Raw genomic sequence first — 18623 nt, forward strand, 5'->3', positions numbered from 1 at the left:
GACCTGTTTAAAGTTGGATGCCAGAAAAAGCCATGAAGCCAAGCGACATCAGACCCGCGGTAATAAAAGTAATGCCCAGGCCTTGTAAGGCGGCCGGTATATCACTGTATTTGAGTTTCTCGCGTACACCCGCCATAACGGTGATCGCCAACGCCCAACCAAAACCACTGCCAACGCCGTAAGTGACACTTTCAGGAAAATTGTAGTCGCGCTCGATCATGAACAAGCTACCCGCCAAAATGGCGCAGTTTACTGTAATCAGAGGCAAGAAAATACCCAACGCGTGGTACAGGGCCGGAAAGAATTTATCTAAAATCATTTCCAGAATCTGTACTAAAGCGGCAATCACGCCGATACAGCTTAACAGCGCCAAAAAGCTCAAATCCACGCCCTTAACGCCCATCCATGACAGCGCGTCTTCTTTTAGCAGCGCGTGATAGATCAGGTTGTTCGCAGGCACGGTGATAATTTGCACCATCATAACCGCAATGCCTAAACCCATTGCAGTGGATATTTTTTTCGAGACCGCGATAAAAGTACACATGCCCAAAAAGAAGGACAGCGCCAAGTTTTCAATAAATACGGCCTTTATAAATAGGCTGATATAGGCTTCCATTAGTGATGCCCTCCTTCACCGTGAGCAATCGACATAATTTTAAATTCCACTTGTTCCCGTTGCCCCGGTTTCCATTGGCGCACCGCCCAAATAAGCAGACCGATTAAAAAGAATGCGCTAGGAGGCAACAACATCAAACCATTGGGTTGATACCAGCCGCCATCTTTTATCAAAGGCAAGATTTCAATCCCCAGCAATTTGCCCGAGCCCAATAGCTCACGGACAAAAGACACGATAATCAAAATCAAACTGTAGCCCAAGCCGTTACCGATACCGTCGATAAAACTTTCCAAAGGCGGATTTTTCATCGCATAGCCTTCAGCGCGCCCCATCACGATACAGTTGGTAATAATCAAACCGACAAACACCGATAATTGCTTGCTGATTTCATAAGCAAACGCTTTCAAGAGTTGATCCACCACAATAACCAAAGAAGCGATAATGGTCATCTGCACGATAATCCGTATGCTGCTGGGAATATGGTTTCTAATCGCACTGATTGCCGCACTGGAAAATGCCGTCACCATCGTCAATGCCAACGCCATAATCAGCGAAGTGGACATTTGTGAAGTAACCGCCAACGCCGAACAGATACCCAACACCTGCAAGGTGATGGGATTGTTTTCAATCAGCGGCTCGATCAATACTTTTTTAGTTTCGTCATTTAAAATTTCGCTCATGATTTCGCTCCTTTAACCGTTCTGACTTTTGCCAAATACGGCGCAAAGCCTTCTTTACTCATCCAATATCTAATTAAATTGGTTACGCCGGTGCTGGTCAGCGATGCGCCCGCAAGCCCGTCAACCTGATACTCAGAGCCTGGCTTGGTGTTATCAACCGCGCCCTTAATCAAGCTCAACGCAGGCTCACCTATATCAGCTTCTTCTATCAAGCCTTTCTCCAGGGAAGGCTGATCCGTTTCGGCATAGACTTTTTTACCTTTCCATAACGCACGCCAAGTAGGATTAACCACTTCACCACCCAATCCCGGAGTTTCCGCCTGATCATAGAAATTGATACTCTGTACGGTTTGACCATCGGGATCTAAAGATAAAAAGCCGTACAAAGTCGACCACAATCCATAACCGTTGATAGGCAAAATAATCGATTTGATTGCACCGCCCTCTTTCACCAAAAAGACTTTAGCGACTTTCGCCTTAACACGGATATGCGCAATGTCTTTGTCTTTAGGAATCGCGACGCTTTGCGCAGGATCTTTCGCCGCTTTGCGTTGGTCGTACTCGTCGGCGTTCATGCTATCCACATAATCGCCTGTTTCCAGATTAACCAGCTTCGATTCGATCCTTTCCGCAAAGGCTTTATCAATATCACTGCCTTCAGTCAGCAAACCGGCAACATCCAGGATGTTTCTTTTCATGTCCAGTTCTTTGTTATTGACTTGTAGCGGTCTTAAGGCAACCGCCGCCATCGATACCAATACCGCGCAAACCAAACATAATGCCACCGCAATGGCGATGGTTTTTTCTAGGCTATCATTGCTTAAGGCCAGAACCTTGACGCAGTAAGCCTTAAATTTTTGGTAATGCTCGCACTTATCAAGCGCCGCACGAAACTTTTGATAATGTTCACATTTCTCAAGCGCAGCGCAAAGCTTTCCTTGACCGGCATTTTGAGTATTTTCATTAAGCATGACGCTTCACCCTTCTTCTGATATTGGCCTGAATGACAAAATAATCAATCGTAGGCGCGAACATGTTGGAAAATAGAATTGCCAGCATAATACCTTCCGGGAATGCCGGGTTAACAACCCTGATTAAAACCGTCATAGTCCCGACCAAAGCCCCGAATATCCAGCGGCCGGTATCGGTCATCGCCGCACTGACCGGATCGGTCGCCATATAAACCATACCGAAAGCGAAGCCGCCCATCGTCAAATGCCAGTACCAGGGGATCGCAAACATGTGATTGGTGTCGCTGCCGATCACATTGAACAGCAACGAAGTCGCCACCATACCGGCAAATACGCCGCCCATGATGCGGTACGAAGCCACCTTGGTGTACAACAAAAATGCCGCGCCGATAAAAATAGCCAGTGTTGAAGTTTCGCCCAGACAGCCCGGTTCAAAGCCGAAAAAGCTTTGCATCCAGCTGTAATTAGCCGCGTAAACCGCATCAAGACCGCCGTTCGCCGCCAAACCTAAAGGCGTCGCCGCTGTATAGCCGTCAACCGCAACCCAGACGGCATCGCCCGAAATAGACGCAGGATACGCAAAATATAAAAACGCCCGTCCGGTTAACGCAGGATTCAAGAAGTTTTTACCGGTGCCACCGAATACTTCCTTGCCGATAACGATACCGAAAGAAATACCCAAGGCCACCTGCCATAAAGGCATATCGGGCGGCATAATCAATGTGTACAACATTGAAGACACCAAAAAGCCTTCGTTCACTTCATGACCGCGAACGGTCGCGAACAATACTTCCCACACGCCGCCGACAGCCAACGTAACTATATAAATAGGCAGAAAATACAAGGCGCCGTGAACCAGGTTGGAAAACGGATTGGCCGTGTTGTAGCCGAAGATCATCATCGGAATACGACGCCAATCCTGAGCTTGTTCCAAGCCCATATTTGCCATAGCTAAATTGGCCTGATAGCCGGTGTTATACAAGGCCATCAGAATACAAAAAAACGTTGCAATCACGACAAAAGTCATGGTTCGCTTCAGGTCATTGCCGTCACGAACATGCGTGGTGCCGCGCGTCACATCAGCCGGCGTATAGATAAAAGTATCGACCATCTCGTAGAGGCCGTAATACTTTTCGAACCGCCCACCCTTGGTGAAATGCGGCTCCATGCTGTCTAAAATTTCTCTAGGCGACATTATCCTTCCTTCTCAATTTTAGTTAAGTTCGCTCTCAAAACAGGAGCAAAGTCGTGTTTACCGGGATCCACAAACGTAAATAAGGACACATCTTCCTCATCCAATTCCAAACAGCCTAATAATTGAGCCTGATCGGAATCACCTACTACCAACGCTTTTAACAGCGGTGTAGGCAAAATATCCAGCGGCATGACGGCTTCATAAACGCCAACAGGAACAATCGCCCGGTTGCTGCCGTTTTTGTCGGTTGTTAATGGAAACTTACGGTTCAACTTACGATCAACGCTGGATGTGTAAACATTGAGCGCCGAGTATTTGTTTTTGCCTGGAACAATCCAGCCGAATAACTCGCGAGCGCGACCTTCCTGCAATACTGAAACTTGAGTGCTGTAACAACCCAAAAAGGCCGCCCAATCCGCCGCAAGATGTCCGTACAGCACAGAACCGGAAATCACCCGGTTTTCGACTTCTTCCAATTGACCTGCAACCAAATCGTTAGTGTTGGCGCCGACACGGGTACGAATCAATCGTGGTTTTTTAACCGTAGGCCCGGCTAATGAAACTACGCGTTCGACATTGATTTTACCGGTGGTAAATAACGCGCCGATTGCGATCACCGCCTGATAATTCAGGTGCCAGACAAACTTATCGATGCTGACCGGATCAATCAAGTGAATATGAGTGCTGGGCAGCCCGGCAGGATGGGGACCGGAAAACTCGGCAACGGTTACCGGCGCATTACCGGTGGCAATATCGGCGCCGGTCGCCTTACAAACGTATGTCTTGCCTTCTGTCAGCTTGGCGATAACCGCCAAGCCATTGGCAAAATCATCGCCTCGATCCTTAATGATAACCGCAGGGTCTGCGGCTAACGGACTGGTATCGATTGCGGTAACAAAAATAGAACGGGGCTTGCTGTCTACAGCAGGGACTTTGCCGTAAGGGCGTGTGCGTAACGATGTCCACAGCCCCGACGCCAACAGGTTTTCTTTAACCTGCTCTGCCGACAAATCATTTAATTCGGAAGCCTTGTATTTTGCAAACGACTCCTGCGCCGTTCCTTTCAGTTCTATCACAACAGACTGCAAAACCCGCTTGGCGCCGCGATTAATGGACTTAACGACACCCGCTCCGGGCGAAGTAAAGTTCACGCCGGGATTCTTCTTGTCGGCAAAGAGTATCTGCCCAAGTTTGACCTCATCACCTTCGCTAACCAGCATTGTAGGCTTCATACCTACATAATCTGTTCCCAGAATAGCAACGGACTTAACCTTATTGCCATCCTCAATAACTTGTTCAGGCTCCCCGGTAATCGGTAGATCCAAACCTTTTTTAATAATAAATTGCATAGTTAATAGCCTGCTCTCCAATCAAGTTGCGGCGAAACCATCCTTTCATTTCAAATACAAATAAAACAAGAGGCGCATTAAGACGTAAAACGCTGGCATTAAACCACAAAAACCGGGCATTCTCAACAGCAGCGAGGCTTACCGGAAAGTCTTTTTAACAAATGCAATAACGCAAAAATCATGCGTAATCAATTCATTGACTTTTATCGCGATTACTTACAGGCATCGGCATTTTCTATTTGCGTCATCAACAGTCACGAAGATAGACCGTAACCTGTTCATCGCTCCGGCGCATCAAAACCAGGTCACGGACCAATAGATGACTCGCCCGCTAAGTAATTACGCTTATTGCTTGGCGACACCGATCCTCCTATGCTACAGACAGTTAAATATGACAACAGCCGCTTTTTTAGCCGCGTCGGTTGTATAGACAGTAAGGAGCTTACGTGCCAAACAAACCCACCGAAATGGAACAACGGCCAAAGCTGCATACAGAGACCGGAGACCGGCCGGCCGGGCCGCCGTCTCATTCCGTAGAAGAACTGCTGAACGAGCTTCGGGCGCATCAAATTGAACTGGAGATGCAAAACGAAGAGTTACAGCGCATCAGAGCCGCCTTGGAAACAGCCCATAACCGTTACCTGGACCTTTATGAGTTCGCCCCCGTTGGCTATCTTACCCTCGCCCCTGACGGCAGGATTGTCGAACTCAATCTTACCGCCGCCCGGCTGTTCGGACTGGAACGCAATAATCTGCTCAACTGCCAGCTCGCAACTTTGGTCGCGCATCAAGATAGCGACCGCTGGCATCTTCTGCTCAAATCCGCCCTCCGACACGAGGGAGAACTGAAAAATTTTGAACTGCTGCTGAAACGCGGCGACAGTCACTTTCATGCCCATCTGGACTGCCTGCCGGTAATGACTGAAGACAAAACCCCGGCGCTACGCATTACGCTGACCGACATCAGCAAAAACGTGTATGCCGAAGAGCAATTGCGCCTAGCCGCCGTCGCCTTTGAGGCCCAGGAAGGCATCATGATCACCGACGCCGATAAAGTGATTTTACAGGTCAACCGGGCTTTCACCGACATCACCGGGTACAGAGCCGACGAACTGATAGGCCGGACGCCGCATATCCTCAACTCGGGGCGCCACAACGAGACCTTTTACGCCGAAATGTGGAACTGTATCAATCGTACCGGTTCCTGGCAGGGTGAAATCTGGGATCGGCGCAAAAACGGTGAGATCTATCCCAAATGGCTGACCATCAACGCGGTGAAAAACAGCGAAGGCGTCATCACTCACTATGTCGGTTTACATACCGATATATCCGAACGCAAAGCCTCGGAAGAAGAAATCAAGCAACTGGCCTACTACGACCCGTTGACTTCCTTGCCGAACCGGAGACTGCTGCTGGACAGATTACAGCAAGCATTGGCGGCCAGTTCGCGCAGTGAAAAATACGGCGCATTGCTATTCATTGACCTGGATAACTTCAAATCGCTTAATGACAATCTGGGCCACGATATGGGCGACATCCTATTGCAACAGGTCGCAAAGCGCCTTATTGCCTGCGTAAGAGAGGGCGACACCGTGTCTCGCCAAGGCGGCGACGAATTCATAATAATGCTGGAAGACCTGAGCGAAAATACAGAAGAAGCCACCGCAAAAGCCAAGACCATCGGCGAGAAAATCCTTATTTCATTGAATCAGTCCTTTCAACTCAGCAACCACGAGTACAAAAGCACCCCAAGCATCGGCATTACACTGTACATCGATCATCAGCATACTATCAATACACTGCTGAAACGGGCGGATACCGCCATGTATGGCGCCAAAGCCGCAGGCCGCAACACCTTGCGCTTCTTCGATCAGGACATGCAAGAGACGGTTACGGCTCGCGCCTCCCTGGAAGCGGATTTGCGCTTTGCACTGGAGAAAAATCAACTCAAACTCTATTTTCAGCGACAAGCGCGCCACGACGGCCTCACCATCGGCGCCGAAGTGCTGTTGCGTTGGGAACACCCTGAACGCGGCTTTATCTCGCCGCTGGAGTTCATTCCACTGGCTGAAGAAAGCGGACTGATAGAGTCTATTGGGCGCTGGGTACTGGAAGCCGCCTGCGCCAAACTTAAATTGTGGCAAGATCATGCACACACCCGGCATTTACAGCTTGCCGTTAACATCAGTGCGCGTCAATTTCATCACATCGGTTTTATCGAGCAAATATGCACCCTGCTGGACAAAGCCGCAATCGACGCAAACCGACTCAAACTCGAATTTACCGAAAGCCTGGTGTTCGACAACATCTACGACACCCTTACCAAAATGCAGAGACTCAAAGAACTCGGCGTGGGCTTCTCATTGGATGATTTCGGCTCCGGCTATTCATCACTGACCTACCTGACGCAACTGCCATTCGATCAACTTAAAATCGACCAGTCTTTCGTGCGCAACATCGGGATCAAACCTGCCGACACGGTGGTCGTGCAAACCATCATCGGCATGGCCAACAATCTAGGCATGGACATCATTGCCGAAGGCGTGGAAACGGAACAGCAACGCGCATTCCTGAAACGTCACGGCTGCCATGCCTATCAGGGCAACCTGCTCGGCAAGGCAATGCCGCTGGAGGAATTTGAGCGTTTTTTGGAGATTTAAAGTTTACGGAGGGAATTGCAGACGGCTTTAACCACTCCCAAAGACTTAATTTAAAACGGTGGCGCCCTGTTCGCATTACCTTCATTCACTAAGCCACCCACTTCCTGCCGTGACAGGCATAGTCTAGCATCAGGTAAAACACGTTGTCGCACTTCTCCCGGAATAACACCCGGTCGTAGCTTTCCGGCAGATTGGTGTCCAGCACCTTCTCGACAGCAGAGCGCACCTGCTTTTGGGTCTGCGTATCCTTATACCAATCCTGTACCAGCACCTTGGGATGCTCGTCTAGCAAACGGTGCAGCAAAGATTTGGCCGCCAACCTGACGTTCTGCGTTTCCTCCTGCGTCATTTTGTCTTTCTTCAGCAGATCGAACAGTTCCAATTCGTCTTCTGACAGGCCCTCGCGAATGTGCCGCTCGTCTTCCGTGCGCAAATCTTCGGTGAATTTCATCAGGTCTTCATAAGAGTTCTCGGTGGATGAGCCGCCTGAATTGTAGGTATCGATAATCTGTTGCAAGCGCTGAGCAAAGTCGGTGCGCGTCGCATTCTGTTGCAGCATCAGCTCCAGCTTGCGTTGCAGGAAAGCACGCAGGTCGGCGATTTCAATGTTCTTGTAGGTTGCCTGCTTGAACTCTTCGCGCAGCTTATCGAAGTTGATCTTGCTGAGATCCCAGGTCTTACCCTTCTGGATGATCCGGTATTCCGCGCTGTATTGCCGCACCTTGAATGCCTCCGAGTCGTTCACCACCACACTCTCATCCAGCAATTCGGCGATCTTCAGGCTGATCGCGTCGATGTCCTTCTGCTCGACGAGACTGTCTATCACCCCACGCAAATACTGGAACACTGCAACCTCGCGCCCCTTGCCGCTTCCCAGCACTTCCGGCTTGCACGCTTCATACAATGATGTGATGGTGTTCTCGTACACGTTGAAACCCTTGCGCCATTCGTCGTTCGCCAGCAAGGTGTCGGCAAATGACTTAAACCGCCCGAGCTTGCTGAACACATCCTCGCTGTCCAAGACCTCGCGCAACGCAACCTCTTTCTCGTGACAGAACACCAAACCCTGTTCAATCGCATCGTCCAGCAGGCGGAACAGCTCCGCCTTTTCCTTGACCGGCGGATCAATCTCATCACCGCCTTGCGCGTAATCCTTCAGCGCCAGCTTCATGTTGCGGAACACGTTGTAGTAATCCACGATCTCGCCGTTGCGCTTCTCCACCTCATTGATCTTCCACGACGTGACTCGGTTGGCGCGGGCGATGGTCTGCATCAGGGTGTGGCCCTGCATCGGCTTGTCGAGATACAGCGTCGAAAGCGTCGGCGCATCAAAGCCCGTCAGCCACATCGCGCAGACGAACACCAGTTGCAGCGGATCATGCTCATCCTTGAAGTTGAATTCGATGTCGTGGCCGTGCTCCTGCTTGTTCATACGCTCGCGGTGCGGCTTGATGTTCAGCTTCTGATCCGCAAACTTCTTCTCTTCATCCGCGTCTTCGCTGACCACCACCGCCATTTCCACCGCGCGCATGTAGTCAACGATCTGGCTCAGTCGCCTCTTCTCAACGTCGTTAGCTGATTTATTGATGCGTCCCCGCAACTCTTTAATCTCTTCCTTCCACAAGCGCTGCACCTTGTCGTACATCTTCACGGCGGTGAATTTGTCTATCGACACCACCAGCCCTTTACCCAGATAGCCGCGCCGGGGAAAGTGATAGACGATGTCCCGCGCAATTTTCTCCAGACGGTCGTCGCGCTTGATGACTTCGACCTCCTTGGCAAAACGTTTCTCCAGCTTAGCCTGTTGCGCTTCGTCCAAACTCTCGTCCTCCAAAATCCGGTAAAACTCCTCGCTCAAGCCCTCATTCTGGTTCAGCACCTCCGGTACGCGCTTTTCGTAAAACAGCGGCACCGTCGCGCCGTCGTCCATCGACTGCTGGAAGTTGTACTCCGAAACATAACCGCCGAACCACGCATTGGTTTTGCGCTCGCGTCCCAACAGCGGCGTACCGGTGAACGCCAGATAGTTCGCATTGGGCAAGCCCTTGCGCATGTTCTCCGCCAGTGACTTGTATTGCGTGCGGTGCGCCTCGTCCACGATCACGATAATTTCGTTGCTTGGCGAAAGCTCAGGATATTCCGGGCCCTTGTCCCAGCGGAATTTCTGGATCAGCGTGAACACCACGCGCTTGTGCTGCCCTAAGAATTTGCGCATCTCCTCGCTGTTCTTGGGCTGCGCGGCTTCGGCCTCGCTGACCGTGCGCGTGTTCAGGAAGTTGCGATAAATCTGCCCGTCCAGATCGTCGCGGTCCGTCACCACCACAAAAGTAAAATTGCCGGTCTGTTTGCGGAAGATTTTACGCGCGTAAAAAATCATCGAGAAGCTCTTGCCCGAGCCTTGCGTGTGCCAGAACACACCCAGCTTGCCCGCCAGCTCATCGCGCCTGAGAAAGGCGTCGTAGGCCCGGTTCACGCCGATGAACTGGTGGTTCTGCGCGATAATCTTCGAACTGTCCTTGTAGTAGAGAATGAAATTCTCCACGTAATCAAGCAGCCGCTGCCCTGGCAGCAAGCCTTCAATCACGCCTTCCAGGCTGATGCCCTGTTCGCGTATCGCGGCGCGGTCGATCTTCTGCTTCTCGTCATCCGCGCGCAGCCAGTTGAAAAAATGCTCCCACTCCGCCGTGATGCTGCCCACCTTGGTCTCCATCGCGTTGGACAGCACGCAAAAAGCATTGGTCAGGAACAGCTGTGGAATCTCCGTTTTGTAGGTCGTCAGGTTGTCGTCATAGGCGTTGCGCAACTTCACGTTCGAGTTTTTCAGCTCGATGAACACCAGCGGAATGCCGTTGACGTAGAGCAACACATCCGGGCGGCGGAAGCCGCGCTCGCCCTTGATCCAGAGCTGGGTGACAGCCAAGTAGCGGTTATTGTCCGGCGCGTTGAAATCCAGCAACCGCACCAGCTCCTGCTGCCGCACACCCTGCGCGTTGTCGAATTCCACCGGGATGCCGTCGCGCAGCAGGCCGTAGATTTCCCGGTTCGCGGCGATCAAAGTCATTGCCTGCCGCCGGTCGAGCAATTTTTCCAGCGCGCTGTCTATGGCTGTTTCCGGGATGTCCGGGTTCAGGCGAATCGCAGCTTCCCGCACCCGGTCGGACAAAATCACATTTCGCTTGTTGGCGCGGTTCGAGCCGTCGTTCAAATCTTCCGCGTCAGTCGTGTAACAGTCGAGCGCGTCGAAGCCGTGCAGATGCTGGAGCTTCTGCACCAGCGCTTGCTCGATTTGGTCTTCGGAAATGAAGTTAGGCATAAGAGCTAGAAGCCTTGTCTGGCTATGCCAGACCGCTTTGGCAAGGCTCTCCTGAGCAACATCGAAGGGCACAGGGCAGTCATGGTGGGCGTAGCCCACACTACGGTTACTTCGTCATTCATTATCAGCACCCTTCATCTCCGGCAACAACCTCAACTCCCGCTCCATCTCCGCTTTCAACTCTGCTTCCGTCGGCAAAACCAGCCGGTATTTCGACGCGAACAACTGCTCGCTCTCCTTGAGCACCGAGTAACGCACCACCGTTTCATCGTGCTGGGAGCACAGAATGAGGCCGATGCTGGGGTTGTCGTCAGGCTGACGTTTGAGATCATCGAACATACGCACGTACATATCCATCTGCCCGACATCCTGATGCGTCAGCTTACCCGCCTTGAGGTCGATCAGCACGAAACACTTGAGCAGGTAATTGTAAAAAACCAGATCGATGTAAAAGTGGCTGGTTTCGGTACTGATGCGAAACTGGCGACCGATGAAGGCAAAGCCCTTGCCCATCTCCAGCAGGAATTTTTGCAGGTTGTCCATGATGGCCTGCTCGATGTCCCGCTCCAAGGTTGCCGGACTTTCCGGGATGCCCAGAAACTCAAGCACGTAAGGGTCTTTGATGAAGTCGCCCGGCTGGTGCGGTTCGGATGCGCCCGCCGCTTCCAGCGCAGCCCGCTTATCGGGCGAAGTCAACAGGCGCTCGTAAAAATGCGTATTGATATTACGTTCCAAAACGCGCGAGCTCCAGTTCTGATCAGCCGCCTCGTTCATGTAGAAGTCCCGCGCCGAGGGATTCTCCACCCGCATGATCAGGCGATAATGGGTCCAGCTCAATTGGCTACGCAGTGCGTAGCCTTTTCCATAATCGGGATAGGTAAGGAAAAACTGGCGGAAGTTTTTCAGGTTGGAATAAGAAAAGCCGTTGCCGAATTCGCCGCTCAGGCTGCGCGACAATTCGCGCAGAATACTCGCGCCATATTCCGCGCGCTGCTGCCCTTGCTGTTCCTCCTCGAAGATGCGGCGGCCTATGTGCCAGTATGATTCCACCATGGCGAAATTGACTGCCGAATAAGCCTTCTGCCGCGCCTGAAAAAGAATGGCACGGATATCGCCGAGCAAGTTGCCGCTTGCCGTCACGGGCTGTTGGTGGTCAGTGCTCATGAGCGAACTCCTCCATGCCGGGCAGGAACTGGACGTCGGAATTTATGCGCCTTCCCAAGCTCTCGTTTTTATGCACAAGTCTACTCAAGATCGTCACCATTGGCATGGACTCAGCAATGGCCAGCTCGGGAGTAGGCCGGAATAAGGCCATCCAAGCGCATAGCGCGAGGTGGCGTTTCCGGCGAATTTGGGGATTTCTGCCGGAAACGCCAGTTCTCGCTACCGCTCGAACCGACTTATTCCGGCCTACTTCTTTAATTCTTGGGCACTTTAACAGAGTAATCTCAGACTGCATGATCAACCTCCTCCATGCCGGGCGGGAACTGGATGTCGAGGTTTTCGACGGAGAGTTTGCCGGAGATGAGGCGAGGAAGTAATAGATCACGAGTCGCGATTAGCTTGGTATTCTGTCTATGGTACCTCTCAATAGCTTTGAAGATCGGGGACTCAAGCTCATCGAATTTTTCTACTAGCTTTTCGGGCGGAGTAAGAATTTCAATCTTTTTGAAAGTACCTTTCGTCAATTCGGCAAAGGTTGCTCCGCCGGACAGCAACTCAAAATGCGGCTTCGCCAGTTTTATCCAGTGATACAGATACGATAAACGATACTGTGCATTCGGGATGCAAGTAATGAATCCTTGGTTTGTGCAAGCTGGAGTTAGGTTGATTCCGACAGCACCGATGGTGGCACGACTTGTTAGCATCACCGAATATGCCGGAAACATCTTGGCTGAACTCTTATTGAAACCTTCCTCGGTACATTGGTTACCAGACCGTTCCAGAAAAATGCCATTCGCGCCTGTAATGTCTGAAGGTGTAAACCAATTCACGTCCCCGCCATCCCAATAACGACTGACTTCCTTTGTTGGGGTGCCGCCGCCAGTAAAATCAAATGCTTTCTCCAATTTCACCAGTTTCCAGCCTTCCGGCACGCCTTTGATGACCTTCACCTTGTCATGGCCGGGGAAGCGCAGGCGAACGAACCATTCGCAGTAGATTTCCTCGGCTATCTTTTCCAGCAGCACGATGCGCCGCTGGTTATTTTCGATCAGCTCGTCATACGCCGAGAGAATCGCCGCGATTTTTTCTTGAACAGATAGTGGAGGTATCGGGAGTTTGATTCGCTTTAGATCTTTTATGGGTAGCTGGGGCTGAGCTGCCCCGGATGAATACAACGAATACTGCGTTTTAAGCAGTGGAGATTTGAATAGGTGATAGGAATAGTAAGGAGATACGCTCTCGGCACACCTTAAAACTACCATGCCGGAGTTAATCCTTATGTGCTCATACGAAATATTGTTGTGAAAGAAACCAACACTTCCAACAGTTCCCCTGGTGGTTAATACAACGTCCTTTCTACGCAGTTTTCCTTTGCGAAGTAGAGCGTCCTTATTTTCAGTGATGAAATCACAGGATGAAAAATCAAAACAATCATTTTTAATATTCCCTGTGTTCAAGAACAGGCAATACCCCTCGTTAGCAAATTCATCCTTGCTTGGGTAATTCGCACCGCGATCACCATCAATGATAGTTATATCGGCATCTGCAATTTCTTTAACATGCCAGCCAATTGGGAAAGCATTAAAAGAACTCATGATTCACCTACCAAGTTCTTTATGTTGTGACCTATCACTACCTCCAACTCTCGCGCCGAACCATTCAGGCTGGTCAGTTCTTCGTTCATCGCCAGTAACTCATCAATGAACTCTTCTTCCGTCTTACCATCCTCCTCAATCACTACACCGACATAGCGCCCGGCATTCAGCGAATAGTCCTGCTCCTGCAAATCCGCCGGGCTGGCGAGCTTGCACAGACCGGTGACATCTTCATATTCCGCCTTAGGAAAGCGTTCCTGCAACCAGTGGATGTGCTGGTAGAAGATTTCGGCGCTCTTTACTTCCTTGTGCAATTCTTCCAACGCGCCCTTGAGAGCATTGGTCTTGCGGTCGGTGGTGCCGCGTTTTCCTTCTGCCTGCGCCTGTTCGGCCGCTTGCTTCTCATGCTTACGCACGACCTTGTCCAAATGTTTCAAGCCTTCATGCAGCGCGGCAAAGAAAGGATCGAACGCCTCGCGCAATTGCTGCTGCGCCTTGTTCTTCTTGTCCACGGCTGTCTCATCAGCATGTTTTTCCCGGTATTGCGCGTAGCGGGTTTTGAGTTTCGCCAGCCTCGCCCATTGCTGCACCAGTTCGCCCACGGCCTGCTTGCCACCTGCATCATCCAGCACTTCGAGCAGTTGCGCACAGACGGGTTCGACGCTGGTTTTGTTCTCGACCAGACGCTGCATGCCTGCCGCGAAATAGCGGTCTATCAGCTGGACGAATTTGTCGCGCCGCCCTTTGTGCAACTGGCTGATGATTGCGATATTCTGGATATGTTCTTCGCTGAATTCGCGGTGGGCGCGATCTATCTGGGTGAAGATGTTGCGCGCATCGATGAACAAGATTTTGTCGTCGGTCTTGGCCTTGTCGAAGAACCACAGCGTGGCCGGGAGCGTGACGGTGTAGAACATGTTCGAGGGCAGCGTCAGCATCGCGTAGATCAGGTTCTGTTCGATCAGCGTCTTGCGAATGTCGGCTTCGGAGTGGCGCGCATCGGATGCGGAATTCGCCATGACCAGCGCGGCGCGGCCTTGGTCTTTAAGCGAGGTGGCGAACAGGTTGATCCACAGGTAGTTGCCGTTGGGCACGGTTTCCTTGCCTTCGTCGGCTTTCTTCACTTTCGATTTGTTGCGCGGGATGCCATAGGTGTTGAAGCGGCTGTCTTTCTCCACGCTGGACAGGCTCACGTCGTCCACGTTGAACGGGGGATTGGCGAGCACGTAATCGAATGCGCCGAAACTTTGGTACGGGTCTTCGTAGTAGGTGTTGGCCTGCTTGATTTCGCCGCGCAGGCCGTTGACCGCGAGGTTCATTTTGGCGAGGTTGACGGTGTCGCGCGTTTTTTCCTGGCCGCAGACGTACACGCCGCTTTCCGAGCCTTTCAGCTCTTTGCGGTGTTCCGCGATGAACTGGGCAGACTGCACGAACATGCCGCCGGAGCCGCAAGCGGGATCGAACACTTTGCCGCCGTGCGGTTCGATGATCTCGACCATCAGCCGTACCACGGAACGCGGCGTGAAAAACTCGCCGCCCTTTTGGCCTTCGCTGCGCGCGAATTCGGACAGGAAATATTCGTAAATCTGGCCGAACAAATCGCCGGTGGCATCGGCGGGTATGTCGGCGAAGGTGCGCAGCAGCGATTGCGGCAGGGTCTTGTCGGTGCGGGTCAGCGCGGCATATTCGTCCTTGGGCAGCACGCCTTCGAGTTCGGGCTTGTATTCCTCGATGAGCTTCATCGCCTCCTTGAGCGCCTTGGCGATGTCTTTTTCTTCCGGGAGGTTCAGCAGGTAGTCGTAGCGCGCATGGTCGTGCAGGTAAAAGCCGCATTTCTCGATCGCGATTTCAGAAACCGGTTTCTCGCGGCGGGAGCCTTTAAGTTCCTGGTATTCGGCGATGATCTCCGCCTCATGGCGGCGATAGTTATTGTCGGCAAACTTGAGGAAGATCAGCCCCAGCACCGGGGTCGAGTATTCACTGGCTTTGAGGTCTGAGTTCGCGCGCAGCTTGTCCGCCGCGCTCCACAAATCGGCTTCAAGCTTTTTGAGTTGGTCTTTGTTCATGAATTCCGTTTATTTTATTTGTCCGGTTCAGGCGATAAAAGCGCAGGTGAATCATTTGCGAACATGCAATCATCGCTTGGCCTAGCCTCTGTTCACAGAGGGTAAAGAGTGATTAAAAAATCATGAAGGACAAAGCCTTATGTGTTTATATTTACAAAACTGATGTTACACACGGATGGTATTTCTCCCGTTTGCCGCGCCGAGCACCGGAGCTTTTATCGAGAACAGCCCGTTAGGGGTGCGGCAGGGATGCCGCACGTCAGCAGAGGGGTAGGAGCCCCTTCTGCGGACCCTCGATAAAAGCGAGGAGCGCAGGAAGCAAGCGGCAACCGGGTCGCCTTTTCTTTGGTTACTTTCTTTTGGCGAAGCAAAAGAAAGTAACTCGCCTTCGGGTGCGAGAACCCGATTCAAATAATTGTCGCGGTAGCGACACTTTTAATAATAAAAATGTTAACGCAGTCTAAATTCGAATAACTGCGTAACATCAGTTACGACTTGTTCCGTTCGCCCCGAGCCTGTCGAAGCCTGTCATGAGTTTACCGAATGGGGCTCACCACGAACGGCTTAACTATACGACATTGGGTATACCCTAGAACGGAATATCATCATCGAAATCGTCATAATTTGGTGGCGGCGGCATGGAACCGGGACTGCTTTGCGGCGTCGATTGCTGCGGCTGGCTGGCGGGTTTCGATGATGGCGCGGAATATCCGCCCTGCGCATGGTCGCCGCCAAAATCGGAAGTGCCGCCGCTACGGCTGTCCAGCATGTTCATGGAATCGGCTACGATTTCGGTCGTATAGCGATCCTGGCCATCCTGAGCTTGCCATTTTCGGGTGCGAATATGGCCCTCGATATAGGCCTGACTGCCTTTTTTTAAATATTCGCCGGCGATTTCGGCCAGACGATTAAACATTACCACCCGATGCCATTCTGTTTCTTCGCGGCGCTCGCCGGTTTGCCGGTCTTTCCAGCGCCTGGAGGTCGCCAGACTCAGCGTCGTAACGGCCCCGCCGCTCGGCATGTAACGAACTTCCGGGTCTGCACCCAGCCTTCCTATCAACATCACTTTATTAAGCATCTATCTCTCCCCTTGTTGTCGCGATTATGCGTTGACGTATTGCGCGATCAAACCTTGCAATTGATCTTTATCCAGCTGCTGGTTATCGACTTTAAGATAAGCCAATGCTTCTTCATAATGCAGCGTGATTTCCTCTACACCGTTCAGTTTAAGCATTTCGGCAGCAAATTCGTTGGCGTCCTGCTCGCTGAGTTGTTCCAGCGCTATCAACAGGTTCGCCACATAGCGCGGAGGCTTCATCCATAAGGACACCAGCAACCAGCTGAACGCGGCAGCGGCGCAAAACAAGAACACCGCGCTAACCCCGAACCGGCCGTTAAACCAGCCGCCGACGAGCCCGCCCATGAAAAGCCCCATGAATTGCGAACTTGAATAAGCGCCCATCGCGGTGCCTTTCAAATCAGCCGGCGCAGTCTTCGATATTAAGGAAGGCAATGTCGCCTCCAGCAGGTTGAAACCGCAAAAAAACAGCCACAAGAAACCGATAATCCCGGCCAAATTTTGTTGAACTGCCGACAAACCCAATTCAGCCATGACCAGCACCGCAATGGCGCCCAGAAACACCTGCTTCATTTTGCGTTTCTTTTCTGCCAGGATGATGAACGGCACCGCGAATGTCATTGAAATAACAAACACCGGCAAATAAACCATCCATTCATGCCCCGCCACTAATCCGGCCTTCCTCATCAATGACGGCACCACGACAAAGATGGCCATTAAAATCAGGTGCAAGGTAAAGATGCCGTAATTCAGGCGCAACAGATCAGGATTTTTCAGCACATGCAGCATTTCCTCGGGCACGACTTCCGCATCCCGGTGCAATTTGGACTTTTGCGGATCGGGTACGACAAAAATAATCGCCAAGATAGCCAACAAGGTCAGCACCGCAGTCACCCCAAACACGCCCTGTACACCGCCGAAGCCGGAAATAACGGGCCCGGCTATGATGCCGACGCCGAACGACGCGCCGATGCTGATGCCGATAATCGCCATCGCTTTAGTGCGGTGAACCTCCTGGGTCAAATCGGCCACCAAGGCCATAATGACGGCCGAAACCGCACCGGCGCCCTGGAAAGCCCTGCCCACCAAAACCCCGTAAATGGTCGTCGACAGCGCCGCGATCACGCTGCCGATAAAAAACAGCACCAAGCCGATAATGATCATTTTTTTACGGCCGAAACGATCCGACAACAGGCCGAAAGGGATTTGCAACAGAACCTGGGGCAAACCGTAAATGCTCATCGCCAGACCGATCAAGGCAGGCGTTGAGCCCTCAAGCTGCTCGGCGAATAAAGATAACACCGGCAAAATCATAAACAGCCCCAGCATCCGCAACGCGTAAATGCTTGCCAGCGACCATGTAGCGCGTTTTTCCGATGAAGTCATCGAACTTGTAATGTCCTGCATTGTTGTCAAAACCAGCTTCTCCTTTTGAACCAGAATTATCAAGAAATGTTGGGCACGCCTCGCGCACCGTTTTCCAGCGTCAGCATAGGTAAGCGCTGCGAACCTTACTAAGCCGGTGGTTTATCTCATTATTTTAATGGCGTGCATTATAACAAGCTTTATTTATCGCACCCGCTCATTTGTGCTTTAACTAAACAGCGCTGTAATCTGCGTCAATAAATCCAACCAGATGGCTTTAAAATCAACAGATGAAATGTGACTGGCCCTAACCATGCCGACAATACCGACCATAATCCAAAACACGTTCAGCAAGGTATAGGCGCTGTCCTTCTTGAGTATCGAAACCAGGAAAGCATCACCGCATCCGTGGTGTTAAAAGCCCAGACAAACATAAACGGACTTTCCGGGCCCATCCAACTGACCAGCGAGAAGCTGAAAATACGCATCAGCACGCCGACCATTTCAATGAATCGAATATATTTGAAAACGAATGAATTTAATGCGTTGATCATTATTTAAAACCGCT

The 18623-nt window shown here is 51.5% G+C and carries 13 protein-coding genes; 2 read left to right on the forward strand and 11 right to left on the reverse strand.

Annotated elements, in window-relative coordinates; translation table 11 throughout:
- Positions 1–7 precede the first annotated feature (7 nt).
- From nqrE to V3O24_RS17005, 5 genes are read right to left on the reverse strand one after another with little or no spacing between them, the layout of a single operon-like run.
- Entirely contained in the window at positions 8–616 is a 609-nt protein-coding gene (nqrE, locus tag V3O24_RS16985; protein ID WP_104424618.1) for an NADH:ubiquinone reductase (Na(+)-transporting) subunit E, read from the reverse strand.
- Positions 616–1296 carry an NADH:ubiquinone reductase (Na(+)-transporting) subunit D gene (locus V3O24_RS16990; protein ID WP_104424617.1) on the reverse strand — a complete coding sequence of 227 codons (681 nt, stop codon included), beginning with the start codon at positions 1294–1296 and terminating at the stop codon, positions 616–618. The genes nqrE and V3O24_RS16990 overlap by 1 nt, the downstream gene beginning before the upstream one ends.
- Positions 1293–2267: a Na(+)-translocating NADH-quinone reductase subunit C gene (locus tag V3O24_RS16995; protein ID WP_331308131.1), complete on the reverse strand. Its 975-nt coding sequence runs from the start codon at positions 2265–2267 to the stop codon at positions 1293–1295. The genes V3O24_RS16990 and V3O24_RS16995 overlap by 4 nt, the downstream gene beginning before the upstream one ends.
- Positions 2260–3462 carry an NADH:ubiquinone reductase (Na(+)-transporting) subunit B gene (locus V3O24_RS17000; protein ID WP_331308132.1) on the reverse strand — a complete coding sequence of 401 codons (1203 nt, stop codon included), beginning with the start codon at positions 3460–3462 and terminating at the stop codon, positions 2260–2262. The genes V3O24_RS16995 and V3O24_RS17000 overlap by 8 nt, the downstream gene beginning before the upstream one ends.
- A complete protein-coding gene (locus tag V3O24_RS17005; RefSeq protein WP_104424614.1) occupies positions 3462–4811 on the reverse strand; it encodes a Na(+)-translocating NADH-quinone reductase subunit A in 1350 nt (449 codons plus the stop codon). Before V3O24_RS17005 ends, V3O24_RS17000 begins: the two co-directional genes overlap by 1 nt.
- A gap of 446 nt (positions 4812–5257) precedes the next feature.
- Between V3O24_RS17005 and V3O24_RS17010 the strand changes: the two genes are divergently transcribed.
- Positions 5258–7471 (forward strand): EAL domain-containing protein, encoded by a 2214-nt coding sequence (locus tag V3O24_RS17010; RefSeq protein ID WP_331308133.1) that lies wholly within the window; start codon positions 5258–5260, stop codon positions 7469–7471.
- An 88-nt stretch (positions 7472–7559) separates the two neighbouring features.
- Here the strand turns inward: V3O24_RS17010 and V3O24_RS17015 are convergent, their stop codons facing one another.
- The 6 genes from V3O24_RS17015 to V3O24_RS17040 all read right to left on the reverse strand — a co-directional run bounded on the left by V3O24_RS17015 (position 7560) and on the right by V3O24_RS17040 (position 18097).
- Positions 7560–10784 carry a type I restriction endonuclease subunit R gene (locus tag V3O24_RS17015; protein ID WP_331308134.1) on the reverse strand — a complete coding sequence of 1075 codons (3225 nt, stop codon included), beginning with the start codon at positions 10782–10784 and terminating at the stop codon, positions 7560–7562.
- A 114-nt stretch (positions 10785–10898) separates the two neighbouring features.
- Positions 10899–11948 (reverse strand): PDDEXK nuclease domain-containing protein, encoded by a 1050-nt coding sequence (locus V3O24_RS17020; protein WP_104424611.1) that lies wholly within the window; start codon positions 11946–11948, stop codon positions 10899–10901.
- A gap of 284 nt (positions 11949–12232) precedes the next feature.
- The gene (locus V3O24_RS17025) at positions 12233–13543 is read right to left on the reverse strand and encodes a restriction endonuclease subunit S (protein ID WP_331308135.1); all 1311 of its coding nucleotides are present in this window, start codon (positions 13541–13543) and stop codon (positions 12233–12235) included.
- Positions 13540–15609 (reverse strand): N-6 DNA methylase, encoded by a 2070-nt coding sequence (locus tag V3O24_RS17030; RefSeq protein WP_331308136.1) that lies wholly within the window; start codon positions 15607–15609, stop codon positions 13540–13542. Before V3O24_RS17030 ends, V3O24_RS17025 begins: the two co-directional genes overlap by 4 nt.
- A gap of 589 nt (positions 15610–16198) precedes the next feature.
- Complete coding sequence (locus V3O24_RS17035) at positions 16199–16690, reverse strand: single-stranded DNA-binding protein (protein WP_331308137.1); 492 nt, start codon at positions 16688–16690, stop codon at positions 16199–16201.
- A gap of 24 nt (positions 16691–16714) precedes the next feature.
- Entirely contained in the window at positions 16715–18097 is a 1383-nt protein-coding gene (locus V3O24_RS17040; protein WP_331308250.1) for an MFS transporter, read from the reverse strand.
- A 255-nt stretch (positions 18098–18352) separates the two neighbouring features.
- Here V3O24_RS17040 and V3O24_RS17045 point away from each other — a divergent pair, with 255 nt between their 5' ends.
- Positions 18353–18616, forward strand: a complete 264-nt coding sequence (locus V3O24_RS17045; RefSeq protein ID WP_331308138.1) for a hypothetical protein — start codon at positions 18353–18355, stop codon at positions 18614–18616.
- Positions 18617–18623 lie beyond the last annotated feature (7 nt).

This window comes from Methylobacter sp. Wu8, assembly GCF_036440755.1.
Lineage (GTDB): Bacteria > Pseudomonadota > Gammaproteobacteria > Methylococcales > Methylomonadaceae > Methylobacter_A > Methylobacter_A tundripaludum_A.